Annotated in this window: 20 protein-coding genes and 1 riboswitch; of the genes, 10 read left to right on the top strand and 10 right to left on the bottom strand. The window is 61.7% G+C overall.

Features of this window, described 5'->3' with window-relative positions:
- Positions 1-9 precede the first annotated feature (9 nt).
- Positions 10-1,014, top strand: a complete 1,005-nt coding sequence (locus tag NCHU2750_RS02390; RefSeq protein WP_119938993.1) for a transporter — start codon at positions 10-12, stop codon at positions 1,012-1,014.
- A gap of 79 nt (positions 1,015-1,093) precedes the next feature.
- Here the strand turns inward: NCHU2750_RS02390 and NCHU2750_RS02385 are convergent, their stop codons facing one another.
- The 3 genes from NCHU2750_RS02385 to NCHU2750_RS02375 form a co-directional block, all read right to left on the bottom strand.
- On the bottom strand, positions 1,094-1,573 hold the full coding sequence (locus tag NCHU2750_RS02385) for a BA14K family protein (protein ID WP_119938992.1): 480 nt from the start codon (positions 1,571-1,573) through the stop codon (positions 1,094-1,096).
- A gap of 181 nt (positions 1,574-1,754) precedes the next feature.
- Positions 1,755-2,192, bottom strand: a complete 438-nt coding sequence (locus tag NCHU2750_RS02380; RefSeq protein ID WP_119938991.1) for a BA14K family protein — start codon at positions 2,190-2,192, stop codon at positions 1,755-1,757.
- Between the two features lie 84 nt (positions 2,193-2,276).
- Entirely contained in the window at positions 2,277-3,521 is a 1,245-nt protein-coding gene (locus NCHU2750_RS02375; RefSeq protein WP_119938990.1) for an aromatic ring-hydroxylating oxygenase subunit alpha, read from the bottom strand.
- A gap of 98 nt (positions 3,522-3,619) precedes the next feature.
- Positions 3,620-3,859, bottom strand: a riboswitch (cobalamin riboswitch).
- Positions 3,860-4,053: 194 nt separating this feature from the next.
- Between NCHU2750_RS02375 and NCHU2750_RS02370 the strand changes: the two genes are divergently transcribed.
- From NCHU2750_RS02370 to NCHU2750_RS02350, 5 genes are all read left to right on the top strand, one after another.
- Entirely contained in the window at positions 4,054-4,662 is a 609-nt protein-coding gene (locus NCHU2750_RS02370) for a DUF6656 family protein (protein WP_205583871.1), read from the top strand.
- A gap of 31 nt (positions 4,663-4,693) precedes the next feature.
- Complete coding sequence (locus NCHU2750_RS02365) at positions 4,694-5,707, top strand: L-threonylcarbamoyladenylate synthase (protein ID WP_119938989.1); 1,014 nt, start codon at positions 4,694-4,696, stop codon at positions 5,705-5,707.
- Positions 5,700-7,166, top strand: coding sequence for an FAD-binding oxidoreductase (locus NCHU2750_RS02360; RefSeq protein WP_245480311.1), 1,467 nt, complete (start codon positions 5,700-5,702; stop codon positions 7,164-7,166). The genes NCHU2750_RS02365 and NCHU2750_RS02360 overlap by 8 nt, the downstream gene beginning before the upstream one ends.
- Positions 7,167-7,181: 15 nt before the next feature.
- Positions 7,182-7,562, top strand: a complete 381-nt coding sequence (locus NCHU2750_RS02355) for a winged helix-turn-helix domain-containing protein (protein WP_119938987.1) — start codon at positions 7,182-7,184, stop codon at positions 7,560-7,562.
- Positions 7,563-7,897: 335 nt separating this feature from the next.
- Positions 7,898-8,464 (top strand): DUF6101 family protein, encoded by a 567-nt coding sequence (locus NCHU2750_RS02350; RefSeq protein ID WP_119938986.1) that lies wholly within the window; start codon positions 7,898-7,900, stop codon positions 8,462-8,464.
- An 81-nt stretch (positions 8,465-8,545) separates the two neighbouring features.
- Here NCHU2750_RS02350 and ubiA read toward each other — a convergent pair whose 3' ends face one another.
- From ubiA to NCHU2750_RS02335, 3 genes are all read right to left on the bottom strand, one after another.
- Complete coding sequence (ubiA, locus tag NCHU2750_RS02345; RefSeq protein WP_119942849.1) at positions 8,546-9,496, bottom strand: 4-hydroxybenzoate octaprenyltransferase; 951 nt, start codon at positions 9,494-9,496, stop codon at positions 8,546-8,548.
- Between the two features lie 257 nt (positions 9,497-9,753).
- Positions 9,754-11,010 carry a cyclopropane fatty acid synthase gene (locus NCHU2750_RS02340; RefSeq protein ID WP_119938985.1) on the bottom strand — a complete coding sequence of 419 codons (1,257 nt, stop codon included), beginning with the start codon at positions 11,008-11,010 and terminating at the stop codon, positions 9,754-9,756.
- Positions 11,011-11,181: 171 nt separating this feature from the next.
- Entirely contained in the window at positions 11,182-13,494 is a 2,313-nt protein-coding gene (locus tag NCHU2750_RS02335; RefSeq protein ID WP_119938984.1) for a Tex family protein, read from the bottom strand.
- Positions 13,495-13,732: 238 nt separating this feature from the next.
- Between NCHU2750_RS02335 and NCHU2750_RS02330 the strand changes: the two genes are divergently transcribed.
- From NCHU2750_RS02330 to NCHU2750_RS02315, 4 genes are all read left to right on the top strand, one after another.
- Positions 13,733-13,933: a hypothetical protein gene (locus tag NCHU2750_RS02330; RefSeq protein WP_119938983.1), complete on the top strand. Its 201-nt coding sequence runs from the start codon at positions 13,733-13,735 to the stop codon at positions 13,931-13,933.
- Positions 13,934-14,076: 143 nt separating this feature from the next.
- Positions 14,077-15,348 carry a phosphoribosylamine--glycine ligase gene (gene purD / locus NCHU2750_RS02325; protein WP_119938982.1) on the top strand — a complete coding sequence of 424 codons (1,272 nt, stop codon included), beginning with the start codon at positions 14,077-14,079 and terminating at the stop codon, positions 15,346-15,348.
- A gap of 132 nt (positions 15,349-15,480) precedes the next feature.
- Entirely contained in the window at positions 15,481-15,951 is a 471-nt protein-coding gene (locus NCHU2750_RS02320; RefSeq protein WP_119938981.1) for a plant virulence effector HPE1-like domain-containing protein, read from the top strand.
- A 280-nt stretch (positions 15,952-16,231) separates the two neighbouring features.
- Positions 16,232-18,064, top strand: a complete 1,833-nt coding sequence (locus tag NCHU2750_RS02315; RefSeq protein ID WP_119938980.1) for a methyl-accepting chemotaxis protein — start codon at positions 16,232-16,234, stop codon at positions 18,062-18,064.
- 282 nt (positions 18,065-18,346) lie between these two features.
- On the opposite strand, the gene NCHU2750_RS02310 is transcribed toward NCHU2750_RS02315, so the two are convergent.
- From NCHU2750_RS02310 to glyS, 4 genes are all read right to left on the bottom strand, one after another.
- Complete coding sequence (locus NCHU2750_RS02310; protein WP_119938979.1) at positions 18,347-18,835, bottom strand: 2-thiouracil desulfurase family protein; 489 nt, start codon at positions 18,833-18,835, stop codon at positions 18,347-18,349.
- Between the two features lie 13 nt (positions 18,836-18,848).
- Complete coding sequence (locus tag NCHU2750_RS02305; RefSeq protein WP_162939451.1) at positions 18,849-19,154, bottom strand: type II toxin-antitoxin system RelE/ParE family toxin; 306 nt, start codon at positions 19,152-19,154, stop codon at positions 18,849-18,851.
- A complete protein-coding gene (locus NCHU2750_RS02300; RefSeq protein ID WP_119938977.1) occupies positions 19,147-19,398 on the bottom strand; it encodes a type II toxin-antitoxin system ParD family antitoxin in 252 nt (83 codons plus the stop codon). The genes NCHU2750_RS02305 and NCHU2750_RS02300 overlap by 8 nt, the downstream gene beginning before the upstream one ends.
- Positions 19,399-19,546: 148 nt before the next feature.
- On the bottom strand, positions 19,547-21,700 hold the full coding sequence (glyS, locus tag NCHU2750_RS02295) for a glycine--tRNA ligase subunit beta (protein WP_119938976.1): 2,154 nt from the start codon (positions 21,698-21,700) through the stop codon (positions 19,547-19,549).
- Between the last annotated feature and the right edge of the window lies 1 nt (position 21,701).

The following is a 21,701-nucleotide window of genomic DNA, read 5'->3' as shown; positions in this document are numbered from 1 at the left end:
CGCCCCTCGATGGATGCAACCGCGCTGCTGACGCCTGCCATTCCCGGCCTCGTCTGGGCCTATCGTTTCGAAACCGCGACACGCTGTTGCACACAGTTGCCGCTGGAGGCGACGATCGACGACCTTCTGGTCGCGGATGGGTTTACCTGGCTGCATCTCAACCTTGCCGACAGCCGGGTTCCGGCGTTTCTCGAGGCACTGCCCGAGATGACCGCCCCGGCGCTCGCGGCACTGACAACGCGTGATACCCATGCGGCGATCATTCTCGACGAGCAGCTCGTCTATGGCACGCTGATCGATTTCCAGAAGGAGTTCGACAGCGACACGCATGATATTGGCTGGCTGCATTTTCTCGTCCTGGAGCGGATCATCATCACCACGCGGCTGCAGCCACTGCGTTCCGTCGACCGGCTGAAGGCGTCGATGGACAAGAATGCCACCCGCTTCCGCAAGCCGATCGACGTGTTCGAAACGCTGGTGGCCGAATTCCAGCGGACACTGATCGCGCTCGTCATGGAGCTGACGGAAGAGCTGAACCTGATCGAGGACTTCGTCTACGAAAACGCCACGCGCGACGAGCGCCGACGATTGGCCCCGGTGCGCCGTACGGTGGTTCGTCTGCATCGGCACCTCAGGACCGTGCTGACGCTCATGCGGCGGGCCAATGCCGCCGACGAGGAAGACATGCCGCCCGGTTTCGACGATGCGGCGACGCGGCTGATCGGCCGGCTGGAGGCGGTGGATCACGATGTCTATGCGCTGCAGGAACGGGCCCGGCTGCTGCATGAAGAAATCGATTCCAAACAGTCGTCGGAAACCAACCGGCACCTCTATATCCTGTCGATCATGACTGCCTTCCTGCTCCCGCCATCACTGGTCACCGGCTTTTTCGGGATGAACACGGAAGGCCTGCCGTTCGCCCATCTGGAGCATGGCACGGCATTTGCGGTCGGGATCATGGGGCTGTCGGTGATCGCCGCATGGTGGCTGCTGAAACGCACCGGGATCTTCTGACCCGGCTTGCCCGGACGCATACAAAAAAGGCCCATCCGGGACTGCCGGATGGGCCTTTATCCATGATCAGGCGCTCATCTCAGAAATAGGGAGAATAGCAGGTCTGGCGCGGGCCGTTAAACGGCTGGAACGTGTTCGAATAGGAATCGTAGGACCGATAGCGGGACGAGCACCATTCGTAGTGACGCGGATTGAGGCCGGCACCGTGATAGATGGGTGCCGGGGCCGGCTCGACGTAACGCGGCGCGGCAATGGCTCCCCCGATGATCGCACCGGCACCGAAAGCTGCCAGCGGATACCAGTAGCCATCGCTATAGCGGCGATAACCATGGCGATAGCCGGGATAGCCCCGATAACCGCCATACCAGCCGCGGCGCGGGCCGCCGCCATAATAGCCGCCGCGCGGCGGACCATGACGATAATACTGGACGTTGGTGACGTCGGAAGCCAAGGGTGCGGACGGTGCGGCAGGCAGCGGCAGTGCCTCGGCCGATCCGATCGAACCGGCAAGCACCAACGCCGACACCGCAGCGACGGCCAGTTTCCTGAACAGAGTCATTTTGTCTCTCCATTCCTCTGTTGGCGGGTGGTGCACATCTGTTGCACATCCAACCCTGAAGATAGTGATCCGTTACCCCAGCACGCTAGGATTTTCATCCTGAACCGCTCATTAACATGGGAACGAGAAAGCCCGCTCGACAGGGCGAGCGGGCCATCTCTCAATCAAACCGGCGTTACCTTCACGGAGAAACGCAGGTGCGGCGTACACCCGGGCTTGAAACATAGGTGTTATCGGAGGCGCGATAGGTGCGATAGCGGCTGGCGCACCACTGATAGTGGTTGCTGCTATGGGCGCGCGGCTGGCTGGCAATGGCGCCGCCGATGATCGCACCGGCACCGAAGGCTGCCAGCGGGAACCAGTAACCATTGTGATAACGGTAGCCCGGACGATGGTAGCTGTAACCGCGATGGCCGTTGTAATAGCCGCGGCGATCGTGACCGCGATAGTGCCGCGGCGGCCCGTGATGGCCATGGTACTGAACCTTGGTCACGTCGGACGTCGCCGGCGGAGAAGCCAGGTCAAGCCGCATCGGGGCGGCGAAAACCGGAACGAAACTGGTGGCAAGAACGGCAACAGCCGTAAAAGCCGTCGCGAGACGCATGCGCAATGCGGTCATGGGAATGTTTCCTCACTCTGCAAATCTAACGATCTGCAACGGGAAGCATCCCCATTTTGTTCCACACACGAGTCTCTTTTGTCGTCACGCCACCGCGTAAAGCGTGCTGTCCTTGCCCTGCAGGCGATCGATCATGAAGTTCGAATACCATTCGACGAACTGCATGACGCCGCCTTCATGCGCCTCGGAATAGGGACCAGGCTCATAGGCCGGCGAACGGATGCCGAAGGCATTTTCCTCGACGATCGCGCGGTCCTGGTCGTTGGTCATGTTCCAGACATGGGTGAGCTGCTCGACATCGTAGTCGACACCTTCGACGGCATCCTTGTGAACCAGCCAGGTGGTGGTGACCGCAGTCTCTTCCGGGCCGATCGGGATGACGCGGAAGGAGATCGCGTGGTCGACCAGCATGTGGTTCCAGGTGGTTGGGTAATGGAAGAGCAGCATCGTGCCGATATGCGAGATCTTCACATCGTCGGAGAGCGAGCGCTTGACCGCGGGTCGGCCGTCCATCGTGTAGCTCTCGGCATCCTCGACGAGCGGCATGCGGGCGACGCGGAACTGGCCGTCCGGCGACATGTTGAACGTGCTCGGCAGGCCTGCCTGTTCGCAGCGACTCCAGTGCTCGGAGATGAAGGGGTCATCGCCGGCACCCTGGACACCGGTCGCGGTCGGGGCTTCCGGATAGGTGCGGCAGAGTTCCGGGTGATTGCCGGCGCAGTGATAGCACTCGCGGTTGTTTTCCCAGACGAGCTTCCAGTTGCCCTTCTCGATGATGGTGTTCTTGGCGGCGACCTTCGTCTCCATCAGGCGATGCGGCGCCATGTAGGGCTCGATCGTGGCCCGCACCGGGGCGAAATCAGGGGCTTCCTGGGCAAGGCAAACGAAGATGTAGCCGCCCACGACCTGGCAATGGACGGGTTTCAGGCCATACTGCTTCTTGTCGAAATTCTCGCCCATGTGGCGGGCCGACATCAGCGATCCGTCATGCTGGTAGGTCCATTGGTGATAGGGACAGACGAGACGGGTGGCGGAACCGGCATCCTTGGTGCAGACGCGGTGGCCGCGATGGCGACAGGTGTTGTGATAGGCGCGGATATCGCCTTCGCGGGTGCGGATGACGAGGACCGGATAGTCACCGATCTGCAGGGTGACATACTTGCCCGCCTTGTCGATCTCGCAATCGTGGCCGACGAACAGCCAGTCGCGATACCAGATCATTTCCAGATCGAGCTTGTAGTAGTCGGGGTCGATGTAGAAGGGCTGTTCGAGGCTGAAACCCTCGCGGCGGTTCTTCAGCTGTCGCAGAACCTGACTATGAATGTCCATATGCTTCCTCGCAATTCAAGCAAGCTTCAGGGCATGGACAAGCCGGCGGCATTTTTGAAACGCAACCAATTCCTGTCCCGTGCGCCCTCCGCGACCGGTCGTCAATCATGGCTCAGGCTGGTTTCCGGGCTGAGGAGTTTCCCTTCAAGAGGGATTGCATGGCACCTTCCCGGTCGGCCGTTCGGCTCTGTCCCAGTGGCTTTAAGGGTTTCCCTCACGCCATGCCTTCAACTCCACCACCGTTGCGGGGGCAGCGCCGGATAGATCTCGTCGACCCGCCGGCTTCCCAATTCTCCACCTTCCCTAGCAAGGCGGCACCTTGAGCTTTGTCATATTTAAGCGTGACGCCGGCCTGTCGCATAGACGACATTGCGACATCGGCAACTGCATTGGCGACGACGGAACAGGCTTTGGCAGAAAGCGTTCCCCAGGATTGTCCGGGGCGGGCCGTGGCATGCCGGCACGGTCAGAAACAGACTGTTAAGGTGTCGCTAATAGTATTCGTCAAAATCCAATCGGAAGAGCCGCCAAGATGCCAGCACCGATCCGGTATTACGAGGTCAACAGACAGAGGCCTTTCGTCACCGCGCCGAATACCGCGACTTCCCATTCGGAGTTTCTGCGGACGGGCCGCATTTCCCGCATCCGGCCGATGTGGGTTCCAAGCGAACGCCGCTATCTGACCTATGAGGAAGTTGCCGAAAAGACCGGCAAGAAGCTCGAGGCAGCAGGCGAGACGACGCACCGTCGGCTCAACAGCTTTCACCGCTCGATCTTTCTTCCGAAGATCATCTTCCACCGCACGCTCGATGGCAGCCCGCATCTCGGCTATTGCCATGTAACGGCGGCGCGCACCTTCTTCTCGCGCGATTCCATGGTCACATGGTCGTTCTACATCGCCAATTTCTCCTCGGAGATCGGCGAGGACGAAGCCTTTTTTGCCCGCATCAGTCCGCAGAACGCGCGGATGTATTTCGCCGTCGCTGTCGAGGGCGAGGCCGGCGAACAGGCCAAGATCGACCGCAGCTGGCGCAAGAACGGGCTGTTGTTCCAGACCAACGACCCGCATGAGGCGATGCGCAACGTGCTGATGCTCGGCGCGCCCGACGCGACGATCCGCGAAATGATCAAAAGGCTTTGAAGCGGGCGCGCTCCGCTGTATTGACGGCAGGATGAAAGCCGAAATCATAGAGACGGGTGTTGAGCCGCAGCGCGCGATCCGCGAGGGCGTGCGCGTGCTTGGCGAAGGTCTTGCCGTCGCCATCCCGACCGAGACTGTCTACGGGCTTGCCGCCGACGCGACACGGGCGGATGCCATTTCGCGGATCTACGAGACCAAGGGGCGGCCGCGCTTCAACCCGCTGATCAGCCATGTCTGCGATATCGCCATGGCGGAGCGCTATGCCGTGTTCGATCCCGTATCGCGGCAGCTCGCCGAAGCCTTCTGGCCGGGGCCGCTGACGATCATCCTGCCGCTGAAGCCGGACAGCATCATCCATTCGCTGGCGACGGCCGGGCTCGACACGGTCGGACTGCGCTGCCCGGCAGGGTTTGCCAACGAGCTGATCCGCGCCTTCGACCGGCCTCTCGCTGCCCCGAGCGCCAACACGTCCGGCAAGGTCAGCCCGACCAGCGCACGTCACGTGATGGACGATCTGGGGAGCAAGATCCCGCTCATCCTTGATGGCGGCGCGTCGAAAGTGGGTGTGGAATCGACCATCGTACGCGTCGACCCGGAGACCGGAACGATCCTGCTTCTGCGGCCGGGCGGGCTTGCGGCGGAAGAGATCGCCAGGGCCGCCGGTCGCGGCATCACCAGGCGTGCCGGGCCGGCGGCAATCATCGAGGCGCCGGGCATGCTTGCCTCGCATTACGCGCCGGGTGCGGCCGTCCGTCTGGATGCCACTGCGATCGAACCCGGAGAAGCTCTGATCCGCTTTGCCGGGGCGACGATCACGGGCATGGAGCATGCTGCAATCGTTCTCGACCTTTCGTCTTCGGGCGACCTTGCGGAGGCCGCAGCAAACCTTTTCGACTATCTGAAGCGTGCCGATGCCAGCGGCGCTGCGCATATCGCCGTCAGTGCCATACCCGACGAGGGGCTCGGCGAGGCAATCAACGACAGGCTCGCACGCGCCGCCGCGCCAAGAGACGGGTCCCATGAGGAGGAGACGGACAATGGATAATGCAACCAACGATACCGCCATGGCTCCCGGCCTGATAACCCGCTTTGCGACAATCGTGGGCGATGCGAATGTGGTGACGGAGGCCGCCGATCTTGCTCCGCATCTGATCGAGGACCGCGGTCTCTACAAAGGATCGACGCCCCTCCTCCTCAAGCCGGGCTCGACGCAGGAAGTCTCCGAGATCCTCAAGCTTGCGAGCGAGACCGGCACGGCGATCGTGCCGCAGACCGGCAATACCGGCCTTGTCGGCGGGCAGACGCCACGCACGGGCCGCGCGGACGTGATCCTGTCGCTTGCCCGGATGAACCGCATCCGCGATGTCGACCCGGTCGCCAACGTTCTCGTTGCCGATGGCGGCGCCATCCTTGCCGATGTGCAGAAGGCGGCCGAAGAGGTGAACCGGCTGTTTCCGCTATCGCTCGGCTCGGAAGGCTCGTGCAGGATCGGCGGCAACCTTTCCACCAATGCCGGCGGCACGGCGGTGCTTGCCTATGGCAATATGCGCCAGCTCTGCCTCGGGCTGGAAGTGGTTTTGCCGACCGGCGAGATCTGGGATGGGCTGAGACGGCTGAAGAAGGACAATACCGGCTATGACCTGCGCGACCTGTTCATCGGCGCGGAGGGTACGCTCGGGGTGATTACCGGTGCGGTTCTGAAGCTCTTTCCCCGTCCGGTCGGCCATCAGGTGGCGCTTGCCGGCGTCGCCTCGCCGGAAGATGCGTTGAAACTGTTCGACCGCGCCTCGACGCTGTGCGGCTCGGCGCTGACCGGTTTCGAACTGATGCCGCGGCTCGGCATCGAGTTCACCTCGCGCCATATCGCCGGGGTGCGCGATCCCCTGTCGGAACCGCATCCGTGGTATGTGCTGATCGATATCTCCACTTCGGACTCGGCCCAGACCGCGGAGGTCATGGTGCATGCGTTGCTCGAACAGGGTTTTGAGGCAGGTCTCGTGCGCGATGCGGTGATTGCCGCATCGGTTACCCAGCAGACGGCACTGTGGACGATGCGCGAGAGCATGTCGGGCGCGCAGAAGCCGGAAGGCGGCTCGATCAAGCACGACGTTTCCGTGCCGGTATCGAAGATACCTCACTTCATGGCGGAGGCGGAAAAGGCGGTGCTTGCCGCCATTCCGGGTGCGCGTATCTGCGCCTTCGGCCATATGGGCGACGGCAATATCCACTACAACATTTCCCAGCCGATCTCGGCCGACATGGCGGGCGACAAGCAGGCCTTCATCGATCGCTGGCGGGAGATCAACGCGATCGTCCACGGCATCGTGCTTGCGGCCGGCGGCTCGATCTCTGCGGAACATGGTATCGGCCAGTTGAAGCGGGACGAGCTTGCCCGTATCCGGCCGCCGATCGAGATGGAACTGATGCACCGGATCAAGAAGGCCTTCGACCCGGCCGGCATCATGAACCCCGGCAAGGTCGTCACCATGCCCAGCACGATCTGAGGGGCAAGGGCCAAGATGAGCCGCATCCGCCGCACGACATTTCGTATCGATTTCGACATCGGTGCCCGGCTCGGACCGGGCAAGGCCCAGCTTCTCGAAAAGATCGCCGAGCATGGATCGATCCGCTCGGCGGGTGCTTCCTTCGGCATGTCCTACCGGCGGGCATGGCTCTTGGCCGACGAGATCAACCGGATGTTTACCGAGCCCTCGATTGCCACGCGGCACGGGGGCAAGAGCGGCGGCGGGGCGGAACTGACCGAATTCGGCAAGGAACTGCTGTCGCGCTACCGGCGGATGGAAGAGGCCATGCTGAAGGCCGCCCATGACGATCTCGAATGGCTTTCCGGCCATATCGAGCCCGCCTTCCAGCCGCTCGGCCAGAAGGAAGACGGCTGACGCCGTTCTGCGCCCGGCCCGACATCAGCCTGACGCATCGGGCGCACCAAATCCCATAATGCCGTTATCCACAGGCCGCCCGCGTGATTGCGCGCTAGGCGTCGCGAACCTGTTCCGCATCGGAACGAGGTCCGGCGTTCACCCTTCGGAAACCGCGATGGTTGCGGCATTCGGTAACCATCAACCGAGGCAAACTTTCCTTAACCGCGATTTTTAAGCAGTTCTCGCAAGGCCGCCGCCTATTGTGAGCCCATCAGAGGACAAAAGTCCCGCAGAGATACCGAATACGGGCAACCGGAAACGGCTCTCAGGTAAAACAAGGGTAGCATTAAGCGATGAGCAAAACCGTTCTGAAGCCCGAATGGGCAGGGTCGACACTGAGGCTCGATCCGTCTCGTTTTCCGCAGCAGATTTCCTATGCGCTGCGCGAGACATCAGGAGATGTCACCATCACCATCGACGAGCGTGGTGCTGTGCTGCGCAAGATCCTTCCGGGTAGCGGGTTGCCGCTGTCCTTCGCACTGCCGGCACGCGCCTTCAAGGGGGTGGCAGCCCGTGCAATCGACCATGGCGACGGCGAAGTCACCGTGACGCTCGAACTCCATCACGACGATCCGGATCTCTGCATTCCGCTGCTCGTCGCCCATGATCTCTGCGATATCGCCGCCGACTGGCGCTCGTGGTCGGATGCATTCCGCATCCCGATGCTGATGGTCGAGGCCGATGGCGTGGCGCGTCCGCTGGAAAACCATATCGGCGACGTGCGCGACCACGGCACCAAGCAGCGCCGCCGCCATTCCTATTTCGCCGCAAGGCGTCCCCGCTTCCTCGTCCGTCGCACCACCGGCAGCCTCGGTGTGGCGATGAGGATCGAAGGCCGGGAAATCATCGCCCGCCGTTAAGGTCTCCCCAAATCCTTAAACGGCGCAACGAAAAGCCCGGCCTTGAGCCGGGCTTTTCCGTTTGAAATTCTCGTCGCTGCTTTAAAAAATCGCCGAAAGCATCAGGCCGACAAAGAGGATCGCGCCCACGCGTGTGTTGAACTTGAACAGTTTCAGGCAGTGTTCGGGGTTGTCGATATCCAGCATGAGGATCTGCCAAGCCAGCATGACGGCGGCAACCACCAGTCCGACATAGGCGAAGAAGCCTGCGCCTGCGGCCATGAACGAGAACAGCAGAAACAGCAGGGTCGCACCATAAAGGCCGCAGAGCCAGGCCTTGGTGTCGTCGCCGAACAGCAGTGCGGTCGACCGGACGCCGATCAGTTCGTCGTCCTCCTTGTCCTGATGGGCGTAGATCGTGTCGTAACCGATCGTCCAGATGACGGCGGCGACGTAAAGCCAGAATGCGGCCCAGGAGAAACCGCCGAAGATCGCCGCCCAGCCCATCAGCGCGCCCCAGGAAAAGGCAAGGCCGAGGAAAAACTGCGGCCAGTCGGTAAACCGCTTGGCGAAGGGATAGATGGCGACGAAAACGAGCGATGCGATGGCAAGCACGATCGAGAAGGCGTTGAACTGAATAAGGACGAGAAGGCCGACCAGGCATTGCAGCGCCAGGAAGACCTTTGCGCCGAAACGGGACACGCGACCGGAGGGCAACGGCCGCGAGCGGGTGCGCGCCACTTCATTGTCGATATCCTGGTCGACGAGATCGTTATAGGTGCAACCGGCACCGCGCATGGCGACCGAACCGACGAACATCAGGAACAAATAGAAGATCGCCGTGCCGAGGGTGAGGCCGAGTTCGGCCGGGGCGGCACCGGCAGCGAGCGCAATCGACCAGAAGCACGGCCACATCAAAAGCTGCCAGCCGATCGGCCGGTCCCAGCGGGCGAGCTGGGAATAGCCCCAGAGCGATCGCGGGAGAACGCGATAGACGAAATTGTCGGAAGGCGCATCGGCCACGCGGGCGCCAAGATCGGAAGCGTTTGTCATCATGGCTGAGGTTCTAGCGCCGGGAAAATGCGGCGGTCAAGACAGTGGCAGGCCTAGAGCCCCTCGCCTGCAATTTCTAACACTTGGCCTTCAGCCAAGATGTTGAAATTGCTTCCTCTCCCGCAAGGGGAGAGGAACCGGGGAGGCTCGCTCGGCGCCCTCCCTCTCCCCTTGCGGGAGAGGATACAAAATCACGATCTTAGCTTCAGCTAAGTCGTAGATTTTGTTGGTGAGGGGCAAGCCACAGCCAGGCCCCCTTACACCGCGATCTTGTCGAGCGGCAGGCGGCTTTGTTCGAAGGCGCGAAGCTCGGCTTCCTTTTCGTAGATGTAGTCGCGATTGTCCGGCACGGCCTGACGCTTCTTGACGATCTGGATCTGGAAGATGTGGAAGGCTTCGTGGGTGAAGGCCATTTCGGAACCGGCGAGGTAGAATTCCCACATCCGGACGAAACGCTCGTCATAGAGGGCCCTGGCCTTTTCCTTGTTTGCCATGAAGCGCTCGCGCCAGTGGCGCAGCGTATAGGCATAGTGCATCGGCAGGATCTCGATATCGGAGACGAGCAGGCCCGCCTTCTCGATTGCCGGCATGACTTCCTGCAGCGACGGGATGTAGCCGCCCGGGAAGATGTATTTTTCGATCCAGGGATTGTTGTAGATCGCCGGATAGGGCTGGCCGATCGAATGGAGCAGCATGACGCCGTCATCGGCGAGCACGTCGTTCACCTTGCCGAAGAACTTGTTGTAGTTCAGCCGGCCGACATGTTCGAACATGCCGACGGAGACGATGCGGTCATAGCTCTTGGTTGCCGGCAGGTAGTAATAATCCTGCAGTTCGAAGCGGACGCTGTTGGCAAGGCCACGCTTTGCGGCGCGCTCGCGGGAGATCTTCAGCTGTTCGGTCGACAGCGTGATGCCGGTAACGTCGACGCCACAGCTTTCCGACAGGTACATGGCCATGCCGCCCCAGCCGGAGCCGATTTCCAGTGCCTTCTGGCCAGGTTCGGCCAGAAGTTTCGCCACGATATGGCGCTTCTTGGCGATCTGGGCCTCGTCCAGCGAAATGCCGGGCGGATTGAAATAGGCACAGGAATACTGCCAGTCCTCATCGAGGAAGAGCGAGAAGAGCTTCTCATCGAGATCGTAATGGTGAGAAACGTTCTTGCGGTTGTGGTTGATCGGGACGCGGTTGCGAAACTGCGATTCGATCATGCGGCCGATGCCGCGGACGATCATGCCGAAGGTGAGCCCTTCGGAGAGCGTATTGTCCTTGATCAGCGCGAGCAGTTCGTAAATGTCGCCCTGCTCGACGAGCAGGCGCCCGTCCATATAGAGTTCGCCGAGCTTGAGCTGCGGGTCGGCCACCAGTTCGCGTTCCGCGGCTTCTTCGGTGAAGCGGATCGAAACGGTACGCCCTCCCCCGCCGCCATAGCGCTGTTCGCCGCCCGTGCCACGCACGGTCAGGGTTCCGGTCTTGATGATTTTGCTGAGAAGATTGTGAAGGGACGAGGCCACTGACTCACCTCCGAGATACTAAGGCTGACTTACTAATTTGCGAAATCTAACGCCAAATTGCCGGACTGCAAGCATATTCAAGACATGAAAATGACATAAAACGGCACGCCGTCAAACAGATGCCTGACGGATCACAGCTAAAAGTAGCAGAGATGAGATGCCTCTCTAAATCTATCGCTTTTTTAAAGCTTCCGCGAGCGCCGCACCGAAAGCACCCTGAGATGATGGTTTTTCGGTCTTCATAAATTTTTGATTGGCGGGGCGGTCGTTGCGGGCCGCTCCACGGGTATCAGACGCAGTTCTAGCATCATTTCCGCCCCCGTCCTTGCGCATCGTCAATCCGATTCGCTTTCTCTTGACGTCGACTTCGACCACGCGGACCTTTACGACGTCGCCCGCCTTGACCACTTCATGCGGGTCCTTGACGAACTTGTCGGCAAGTTGGGAGACATGGACGAGGCCGTCCTGGTGGACACCGATATCGACGAAGGCGCCGAAGGCGGCGACGTTTGTCACGGTGCCTTCCAGCAGCATGCCGGGCTTCAGGTCGGAGATCTCGTCGATACCTTCCGCAAAGGTTGCGGTCTTGAAGCTCGGGCGCGGGTCGCGGCCGGGCTTTTCCAGTTCGGCTATGATGTCCTTGACAGTCGGAAGGCCGAATTGCGCGTCGATGAACTGGCGCGGATCGACCGCCTTCAGCGCAGCGCTGTCGCCCATCAGGGCACGCAAATCGCGGCCGCAGGCGGCAACGATCTTCTTGGCCACGCCATAGGCTTCCGGGTGGACCGACGAAGCGTCCAGCGGTTCCTTGCCGTTTGGAATGCGCAGGAAGCCTGCCGCCTGTTCGAAGGTGCGGTTGCCGAGGCGGGCGACCTTCAAAAGATCCTTGCGGCTCTCAAACGCGCCATTGGCATCGCGATGGGCAACGATGGCTTCCGCTATCGACTTGCTGAGGCCCGAGACGCGGGAAAGAAGCGGCGCGGACGCCATGTTGAGATCGACGCCGACGGCATTCACCGCATCCTCGACCACGGCATCGAGCGAGCGGGCGAGCTTGCCCTGATCGACATCGTGCTGGTACTGGCCGACGCCGATCGCCTTGGGCTCGATCTTGACGAGTTCGGCGAGCGGATCCTGCAGGCGGCGGGCGATGGAGACGGCACCGCGCAGCGACACGTCGAGGCCGGGAAATTCGGCAGCGGCGGTTTCCGAGGCCGAATAGACGGAAGCGCCGGCTTCCGAAACGATGACCTTGGTCGGCTTGCTGCCCGGCAGCGACGCCAGCATGTCGGCCACCAGCTTTTCCGTCTCACGGCTACCGGTGCCGTTGCCGATGGCGATCAGCTCTACATTGTGCTTGCGGATCAACGCGGCGAGTTCGGCCTGAGTGCCGCGCAGGTCGTTTTTCGGCGGGAAGGGATAAACGGTCGAGGTGTCGATCAGCTTGCCAGTGGCATCGACGACCGCCACCTTGACTCCGGTGCGGATACCGGGATCGAGGCCCATGGTCGAACGGGAGCCGGCGGGTGCGGCCAAAAGCAGATCCTTGAGATTGCGGGCAAAGACGTGGATCGCGTCCTCTTCGGAGCGCTCGCGCATTTCCCGCATCAGATCGAGCGACAGGGAGACGGAAAGCTTGACCCGCCAGGTCCAGCCGGCAACCTCCATCAGCCAGCGGTCGGCCGCTCCCCTGTCCCTTATGTCGAATGCAGCGGCGATGATGCGCTGGGCCGGCTTGACCGGCGAGGTGTCGTCGGCGTCCACATCGATCGTCAGCGTCAGCATTTCCTCGTTCCAGCCGCGCAGCATGGCGAGCGCGCGGTGTCCGGGAACGGTCGCCCAGCGTTCGAAATGATCGAAATAGTCGGCGAACTTGGCGCCGGCCTCCTGCTTGCCGTCGACCACCTTGGCACGCAGTACGGCGCCATCGCGCATATGCTGGCGCAGGCGGCCGAGAAGATCGGCATTTTCGGCAATGGTCTCGGCAACGATGTCACGCGCTCCATCGAGCGCCGTCTTCACGTCAGTGACCTCGCCCTGCACATAGGCTTCCGCAAGCTTTGCCGGATCAGCCGCGCGGTCGGCCCAGATCGCTTCGGCGAGCGGACCGAGGCCGCGTTCGCGGGCAATCTCGGCGCGGGTACGGCGCTTCGGCTTGTAAGGCAGATAGAGATCTTCCAGTTCGGCCTTGGTGGCGGCGCCGGCAAGCTTGGCCGCCAGTTCGTCGGTCATCTTGCCCTGGGTATTGATGCTGTCGACGATCGAGACACGGCGGGCTTCCAGCTCGCGCAGGTATACGAGGCGTTCGGCGAGGTTTCGCAACTGGGTATCGTCGAGGCCGCCGGTCACTTCCTTTCTATAGCGCGCGATGAAGGGTACGGTCGCGCCTTCATCCAGGAGGCCGATGGCAGCCTTGGCCTGATCCGGCCGCGCGTTGATCTCGGCGGCAATCGCAACTGCAAGCTTCTGGATATCGGCGGCCATAGCGTCCTCGTCTCAATCGGGCGGGTCAAAATCGGAGGCGCGACCATAGTCAAACTTTGCGGCAAGACAACACCGGCTCCGCATCGCTCACAGGATGATACACAGGCTGTGCCAGAACAGCACGCCGTTCAGCAAGCGATAACCGTGCTTCGGTGGATAAAGACGTGACATCTTCTCGCATTCAGCCCCCTCCCTATAGTTAGCCCCGCCGCATGATGCGGCACGCATGGAGGTATGTATGCCCAGAAAAATCGCCATCCAACTCGCCAGCGACGATGCGGTGGGCTCCGAAGAGCTTGAGGCCGCCATCATCTACCTGAGCGAAAAGATCAAAGATGCAACCCACAGAGATGAACCCATTCCTTTTCTCGCCTACCGGAACCGGATGATTTTCGAAACGACGCTGGCATTGCGCCGCAACAGACACTCTTTCCTCTAGACCTTTTTCATCAAAATGGCCGCGCCGACCCCTTGTTCAGGGCCGGCCGCCCGCCAACAGCTTTGACAGCCATATCGACCAGAACCCTTGACCTTTGCGGCAACGGGCCTTAACCGCCCAGTGAAACAACCATGAGGGCGGTTATGAAGGTTCTGCTGATCGGCTCCGGCGGCCGCGAACATGCATTGGCATGGAAGCTCGCCCAGTCTCCCAAACTGACGGCCCTTTATGCCGCTCCCGGCAATCCCGGCATCGCGGAAAACGCCGAGATCGTATCCCTCGATGTCGAGGATCACTCGACGGTTGCCGCATTCTGCCTGGATAAGGGCATCGATTTCGTCGTGGTCGGCCCGGAAGGCCCGCTGGTCGCCGGCATTGCCGACGTGCTGCGCGCCAAGGATATCGTCGTCTTCGGCCCATCGGCCGCCGCAGCCCAGCTCGAAGGCTCCAAGGGTTTCACCAAGGATATCTGCGCCCGCTACAATATTCCGACCGGCGCCTATCGCCGCTTTACCGAAGCGGAGCCCGCCAAGGCCTATGTAATCGAACAGGGCGCGCCGATCGTCGTCAAGGCGGACGGGCTTGCCGCCGGCAAGGGCGTAACCGTCGCGATGACGGTGGAAGAGGCACTGTCGGCCATCGACGACTGCTTCGACGGAGCGTTCGGGGCAGCCGGCGCGGAAGTCGTGGTCGAGGCCTATCTCGACGGTGAGGAGGCAAGCTTCTTCTGCCTGTCCGACGGCAAGACGGCGCTGGCACTTGCGACGGCGCAGGACCACAAGCGCGTCGGTGACGGCGATACCGGCCCGAATACCGGCGGCATGGGCGCCTATTCGCCGGCTCCCGTGATGACGCCCGAGATGGTCGAGCGGACGATGAAGGAAATCATCGAGCCGACGATCCGCGGCATGGCGGAAAGCGGCTATCCGTTTACCGGCGTGTTCTTCGCCGGCCTGATGATCACCCAGAAGGGCCCGGAACTCATCGAGTACAACGTGCGCTTCGGCGATCCTGAATGCCAGGTGCTGATGATGCGGTTGAAGAGCGATCTTCTGGAGATCCTCTATGCGGCGGCAACCGGCACGCTCGACCAGGTTTCGGCAGAATGGCGCGACGAGGTGGCGCTGACCGTGGTGATGGCCTCTAAGGGCTATCCCGCTTTCTATGACAAGAACACGCCGATCGCGGCACTCCCCGCCACCGGCAAGGGCGAGAAGATCTTCCATGCCGGCACGGCGACGAAGGATGGACAGCTGGTTGCGACCGGCGGCCGGGTGCTGAACGTGACGGCCACCGGCACCAGCGTGCGCGACGCGCAGGCCGGTGCCTATTCGCTGGTCGAAGGCATTTCCTGGGACAACGGCTTCTGCCGCCGGGATATCGGCTGGCGTGCGGCTGCGCGCGAAAAGCCCTGATATCGGCCGCTTGGCTGCAGGCAGCATTGCCGCTGCAGCCGATCGTTACAGTTTAAGCCGTTATTTACCGATTCTCCTGACGGGATCGCAACCACTAGCCGCTACACATGGTGCAAAGAGAGGATCTGCACCATGCGTCATCTGGCCATCACCGTCTTCGTGCTCGCCGCCGGCACTGCCCAGGCGCAATCGGTCACGCCGCTGGTCACCAAGCCGGAGGGAGCCAGCAGCAGCCTCGTGACGAAGAGCTGTGAAAGCTGCCCGCCGCTTGTGAAGGAGCAGGCGAGCTACAAGGTCCCGACATTGCGTGGCGGCGTGCAATCCGTCTCGGTGGTCGATATCGACGGCGAAAAGAAGATCGTGCGCACGGACCGGCTGATGGGCGGTTCTCCGGTCGTCTATATCAGCAAGGTTCCCGACTGGATGACCGTCGACCAGTTGCAGGCCGTGATCGAGATCGGCAAGGGCAAGCATGTGCAGACGGAAGTGCAGCTTGCCAGCCAGCAGCAGGACCCGATCGACCTCACCGCCCGGACGGGTGCGGTAGAGACCGGCGCAGATAGCGCGAACAAATTCGATGCTGTACCCTTGCGGCTGAAGTGACGCCGAGAGAAAAATACCGGCACGTATTCTCTCAGTAATATTTCTAATATTAAAACTCGGCTTTACTGCCGGCGACAACCGTCAGCCGCGCCTCATGTTTCTTCACTATCTCAGTTATTCGATAGCAAAGCGCGGAAATTTAAATTCTTATTTAAATTATACCGCGCAACTGTGCTTAGGTGCGATGCAGCACCGATCCCGCGCAGGATGCGCCCTTTCCCAATAATCGAATTCAGTTTGACGGCCATTCGACGGCCGGTCGATCTTGCCTGAGGACATCATGAAGAATCTGAGGATTTCTCATCAGCTGGTGCTGCTCGTGCTGACCCTGATGGTCGCCTTTGCAATCGGCACCTATTTCGAGCTGCGTGCCTCCACTGCAGCCATCTATGCCGAGCGTTACGCCATGCTGCGCACCCAGGTGGAATCGGGCATCGGCATCCTGAAGAAATTCCAGCAGCTCGAGGCATCCGGCGAGCTGACGCATGAGGAGGCGCAGAAGCGCGCCTTCCAGGCGGTCTCGGCGATGACATTCCAGCCGGACGGCTATCTCTACGCCTATGACTATGATGTCACGATGCGGTTGCACCCCGACCCGAAGCGGCTCGGCCAGAACTTCAAGGGCAAGCCGGACAGCCAGGGCTTCATGTATCGCGACGAGGCGGTGAAGATCGGCCGGGCGGGCGGCGGAACCGTGGATTTTCTCGGCCCGAAGCCGGGCGAGCAGGGTGATAATTTCCGCAAGAGTTCCTATGCGCTCGCTTTCGAGCCCTGGCAGCTGGTGCTGGTGACCGGCGTCTATGTCGACGACCTGGAAGCCCAGATCCGCGGAGAGATCTATAAGGCAGTCGGGATTGGTGCCGGTATTCTGGTGCTGGCCAGCATTCTCGCCTTCGCCGTCATCCGCAGCGTATCGAGGCCTCTCTCCGACATCCGTGAAGCGCTCAACGCGGTGGCGGACGAGAATGTCGATCTCGCCATTCCCCATACGGACATGAAGAATGAAGTCGGCCTGATGGCACGGGCAACGGAAGCCCTGCAGCAGAAGGTGCGTGAACGCCACGCGATCGAGGAGACCCAGCAACGCAGTCAGAGAGAGCTTGACGGCGAACGCCAGCAGAATCTCGACATGCAGCGCAACGAAGCCGAACTCCAGGCACGCGTCGTCTCGACGATCGGGGCCGCGCTGGAAGATCTCGCCCATGGCGACCTCACTGTCCGCTGCGGCGATCTTGGCGAGCGTTATGCCGGGCTTCGCGAAAACTTCAATGATGCGCTTAGCCGTCTGGAAGCGGCCATGGCGCGGGTCAATACCAAGGGTATCGACATCGGCGGCTCCAAGGACGAGATCCGTCGCGCCTCCAACGAATTGTCGCAACGCACCGAACGCCAGGCCGCCAATCTGGAAGAGACCTCGGCGGCGCTGGACGAACTGACGGTTGCGGTGAAGCAGACCGCCGACGGCGCAAGGGAGGCCGCGAGCCGTGTCGTCTCCGTCAGCACCGAGGCGAACCGCAGCGATGCGGTGGTGGCCGAGGCCATCCAGGCGATGAGCGGCATCGAGCATTCGTCGGGCGAGATTTCCAAGATCATCGGCGTGATCGACGAGATCGCCTTCCAGACCAATCTTCTGGCCTTGAATGCCGGGGTGGAGGCCGCGCGTGCCGGTGAAAGCGGCAAGGGCTTTGCCGTCGTTGCCCAGGAAGTGCGCGAACTGGCACAGCGTTCCGCCAATGCCGCCAAGGAAATCAAGGACCAGATCGCCCGTTCCTCGCAGCAGGTGGAAAACGGCGTTCGCCTTGTGGGAGAGGCCGGCGAAGCCTTGAAGCGCATCTCGACGCAGGTGAAATCTGCCAGCGACATCGTCAGCAAGATCGCCGATTCGGCCGCAGAGCAGGACACGACGCTGCGTTCGATCTCCTCGTCGCTCAACCATCTCGACCAGGCGACCCAGCACAATGCGGCGATGGCGGAGGAGACCACCGCTTCGGCCGAAGCGCTGGCCGCCGACACGGAGGAACTGCTCAACCTCATTCGCCGCTTCCGCATCAACGCTGCGGCAAGTGGCGCACGTATGCCTGCGAAGGCGGATGACATGCGTATGGCGAGCTGAGGAGAGCGGGAAAACAGACGCGCGGCGCGACGATCCACCGCCAGCGCCGCATCCTTCCGGTTTTCTCCCGATCATCTGCCTGTATCCTCGAGCCGGGGGGCATCTTGCGAGGTGGGGCGACAGAACAGTACGCCATACCATTCCCCTGGTGGGGTACCTCGGGAAGGGGAGAAGCCGCCGGGCCGCAATGCCGGCGGCTTCTTTGCATCTGGCGATATCGCAAGGAGTACCTGCCGAGCCCAAGACCGCTCCAAAGGTCGCCCCGGGAGGCATCGACAACGATCAGCCGACCAGCCTGTCGAGATCGTCGATCCGCCGGTCGGAGAAGACCCTTATGCCTTCCCGCTCTAAAAGCGCTGCCGTCACCCCGTTACCGGCGTGTTTGGCGCCCTCAAAAGAGCCGTCATAGATGAAACCCGAGCCACAGGACGGGCTGCCATCGATCAGCAATGCATGACTGCAGCCATGGGCCCTGGCGAAATCCAACGCATGGCGGGCGCCGGCGAGGAATTCTTCCGTCACATCGCCGCCGGTGATCTCGACGACGCGGGCACGGCCGGCCAGCACATCGGCGCCGGTCATGCCGTTCTCGATCTCGGCCGGCGGGCGCGGCACGCTCATGCCGCCGGCAAGCTCGGGGCAGATAGTGACGAGCCTCCCCTCCTCCCGCCAGCGGGCAATCGCCGGATGGACGAGCAGCTTGCCCTTGCCGTCATAACGGACGGCATGGCCGAGAAGGCAGGCGCTGATGAGGATCTTTGCTTTCGTCATTGCGGGGCGTTTGTCATGGCCGGTCGTCGAGATGGCGGCGGATATCGACCTTTTCGTGGAGGATGCGGGCAATCTCCACGGCTCCATCGGCCATGACGGCATAGAGTATATGATGGTGGCCGGCCGCACGACGGCGATATCCTTCGCGGATATCGGTCATATCCTGACCGGAGAAGGGATGATCACCGATCTGTTCGATCAGATCCAGAAGCTGATCTATATACATTTCTGCTTGATCTGCCGACCAGCGCTCGCGGGTATAGCGCGCGATACTTGCGAGATCGCTTTTGGCTGTCCGGCGTAGCCTGACTTCAACCACGTTCAGCCCATGAAGCACGAACCAGCGCCATCAGCGCGTTGCGATCAAAAAGTTCCGCCGGACCGCTGTTTTCACTTTCGATCAGCAATTCGCGCAATCTGTCGATCTTCGTCTGCTCCTCCTCGAGCATGCGAAGGCCGGCCTCGACCACTTCATCGACCGTATCGAAGCGTCCGCTTTCCAGTTCACGTGAGACGAAGCTTGCGGCCTGATCGCTGACGGTGACTTGCACGGGCTTGTTCATCGAAGGCTCCTGGACAATTCCGCACAAAGTTTAGCACGGAGCAGACGGCAGAAAAAAGCCCCGGATCAACGGGGCTTTTGAAGGTTCGATTCAAGCAGAAGCAGTTCCCGGCCCTTCGCCTTATGCTCAGGGCGTTTGGCGCTGCAGCTCACCCCGAGATCTTGGAGAAGTCCGCGACCGTGCCGGTCGCCTCGCGGATCGCCTTCAAGAGTGCCAAGCGGTTGGCGCGGATGGCGGTGTCCTCGTCATTGACCAGAACATCCTCGAAGAAGGTATCGACCGGCGCGCGCAGCTTCGACAGGGCTTCCATGGCGGAGCGGAAATCTTCCTTGGCAACCGCGTCGGCAGCGTCCTTGGAAGCCGTCCTAATGGCGGCCCAGAGCGCCTTTTCGGCATCGAGCTTCAGCAGTTCCTCGGAAACGCCATCGGCAACAACGGTGCCCTTCTTCTCTTCGGCGGCAAGCAGCTGCGTGGCACGCTTGGTGCCGGCAAGCAGGTTCTTGCCGTCATCCGACGAGATGAACGAGGTCAGCGCCTCGGCCCGGCGAGCGACGAGCAGCAGATCGTCGCTTTCCGGCGTCAGCACCGCGTCGATGATGTCATGGCGAGCGCCCATATCGCGCAGATAGACTTTTAGACGGTCGTGGAAGAAGGAGAGGAGGTCGGCATCCTTGGTCGTCGCCAGAAGCGGCAACCGCACATTCCGCTCCAGCAGGATGCGTACGACACCCAAAGCCGCACGGCGGAGGGCATAGGGGTCCTTCGAGCCGGTCGGCTTTTCGTCGATGGCCCAGAAGCCGGTGAGCGTATCGAGCTTGTCGGCCAATGCCACGGTGATTGCCACCTTGTCCTTCGGCACGCGGTCGGACGGGCCCTGCGGCTTGTAGTGATCCTCGATGGCGATGGCGACGGATTCGTTTTCGCCCTGCAGGCCGGCATAGCGGCGGCCCATCAGGCCCTGCAGTTCGGGGAATTCACCGACGGCTTCGGTGCGCAGATCAGCCTTGGCGAGCACGGCCGCACGATCGACGAGGATCGGATCGGCCCCGACGATCGGCGCCAGTTCCTTGGCGAGCGCGCGGATGCGGGCAACGCGCTCGCCCTGGCTGCCGAGCTTGGCATGGAAGGTGACGTTCAGCGCGTCGAGCTTGGCCATGCGCTGGTCGAGCGGCTCCTTCAGGTCGAGGTCGAATTTCTTCGCCGAGTCGGTCAGCGTGCCGAGATCCGGCAGGTCATGCTGGTCGCGGGTCCAGAAATGCTTGGCATCGGACAGGCGCGCGCGCACGACCTTGCCATTGCCATGGATGATTTCCTTGCCGCCATCCTTGGCATCGATATTCGAGATCAGGATGAAGTGGTTGGAAAGGCCCTCTTCGGCCCCTTGCGGCCGGGTGACGAAGCATTTCTGGTTGGTCTTGATCGTCAGGCGGATGATCTCGGCCGGGATTTCGAGATAGTCCTTCTCGAACGTGCCCATCAGCACATGCGGCCATTCGACGAGGCCGGAGACTTCTTCAAGCAGGCCTTCATCCTCGACAAGCTCCAGGCCGCTGGCGAAGGCGAGGTCGCGGGCGTCATGCAGGATCATGTCCTTGCGGCGGTCCGCATCGAGCATGACCTTCGCCTTTTCGAGGCTCGCCACATAGTCATCGAAGCGGCGCACGGTGATCGCTTCCGGCGCGTGGAAGCGATGGCCATAGGTGACGTTGCCGGCGGTGATGCCGTCGATCTCGAAGGGGATGACCTTCGTCTCTTCATGCTCGGTGCCGAACATGCAGACGATCGACTGCAGCGGACGCACCCAGCGCAGGCTTTCCGATCCCTTGCCGTCGATGCCGCCATAGCGCATGCCCTTCGGCATGGAAGCGAAACCGGAGCGCATCGACTTCGGCCAGGGGAAGGAGCGGATGATGCCCGGCATCACATCTGCAATGATCTCTTCGGCGGCGCGGCCGGCCTTGGACGTGACCGCGAGATAGAAGTCGCCCTTCTTCGGGTCGGTCGCGACCTGGGCTTGAGAAATATCCGAGAGGCCGGCCTTGCGCAGGAAACCTGCAATCGCCTGTTCCGGTGCGGAAGTCGACGGGCCCTTGATTTCTTCGCGCAGGTCGGCGGAACGGGCGGTCAGGCCGCGGATATCAAGCGTCAGGCGGCGCGGTGTCCAGTATTCGCGCGCACCCTCATAAGTCAGGCCTGCATCCACCAGCGCGTCGGTGACGAGCTTTTTCAGGTCTCCCGCCGCCTTGCGCTGCATGCGGGCGGGGATTTCCTCGGAGCGAAGTTCAAGAAGCAGGTCTGGCATA

It is taken from the genome of Neorhizobium sp. NCHU2750 (assembly GCF_003597675.1).
Classification (GTDB): Bacteria; Pseudomonadota; Alphaproteobacteria; order Rhizobiales; family Rhizobiaceae; genus Neorhizobium.
This window is presented reverse-complemented; position numbering and strand designations above follow the sequence as displayed.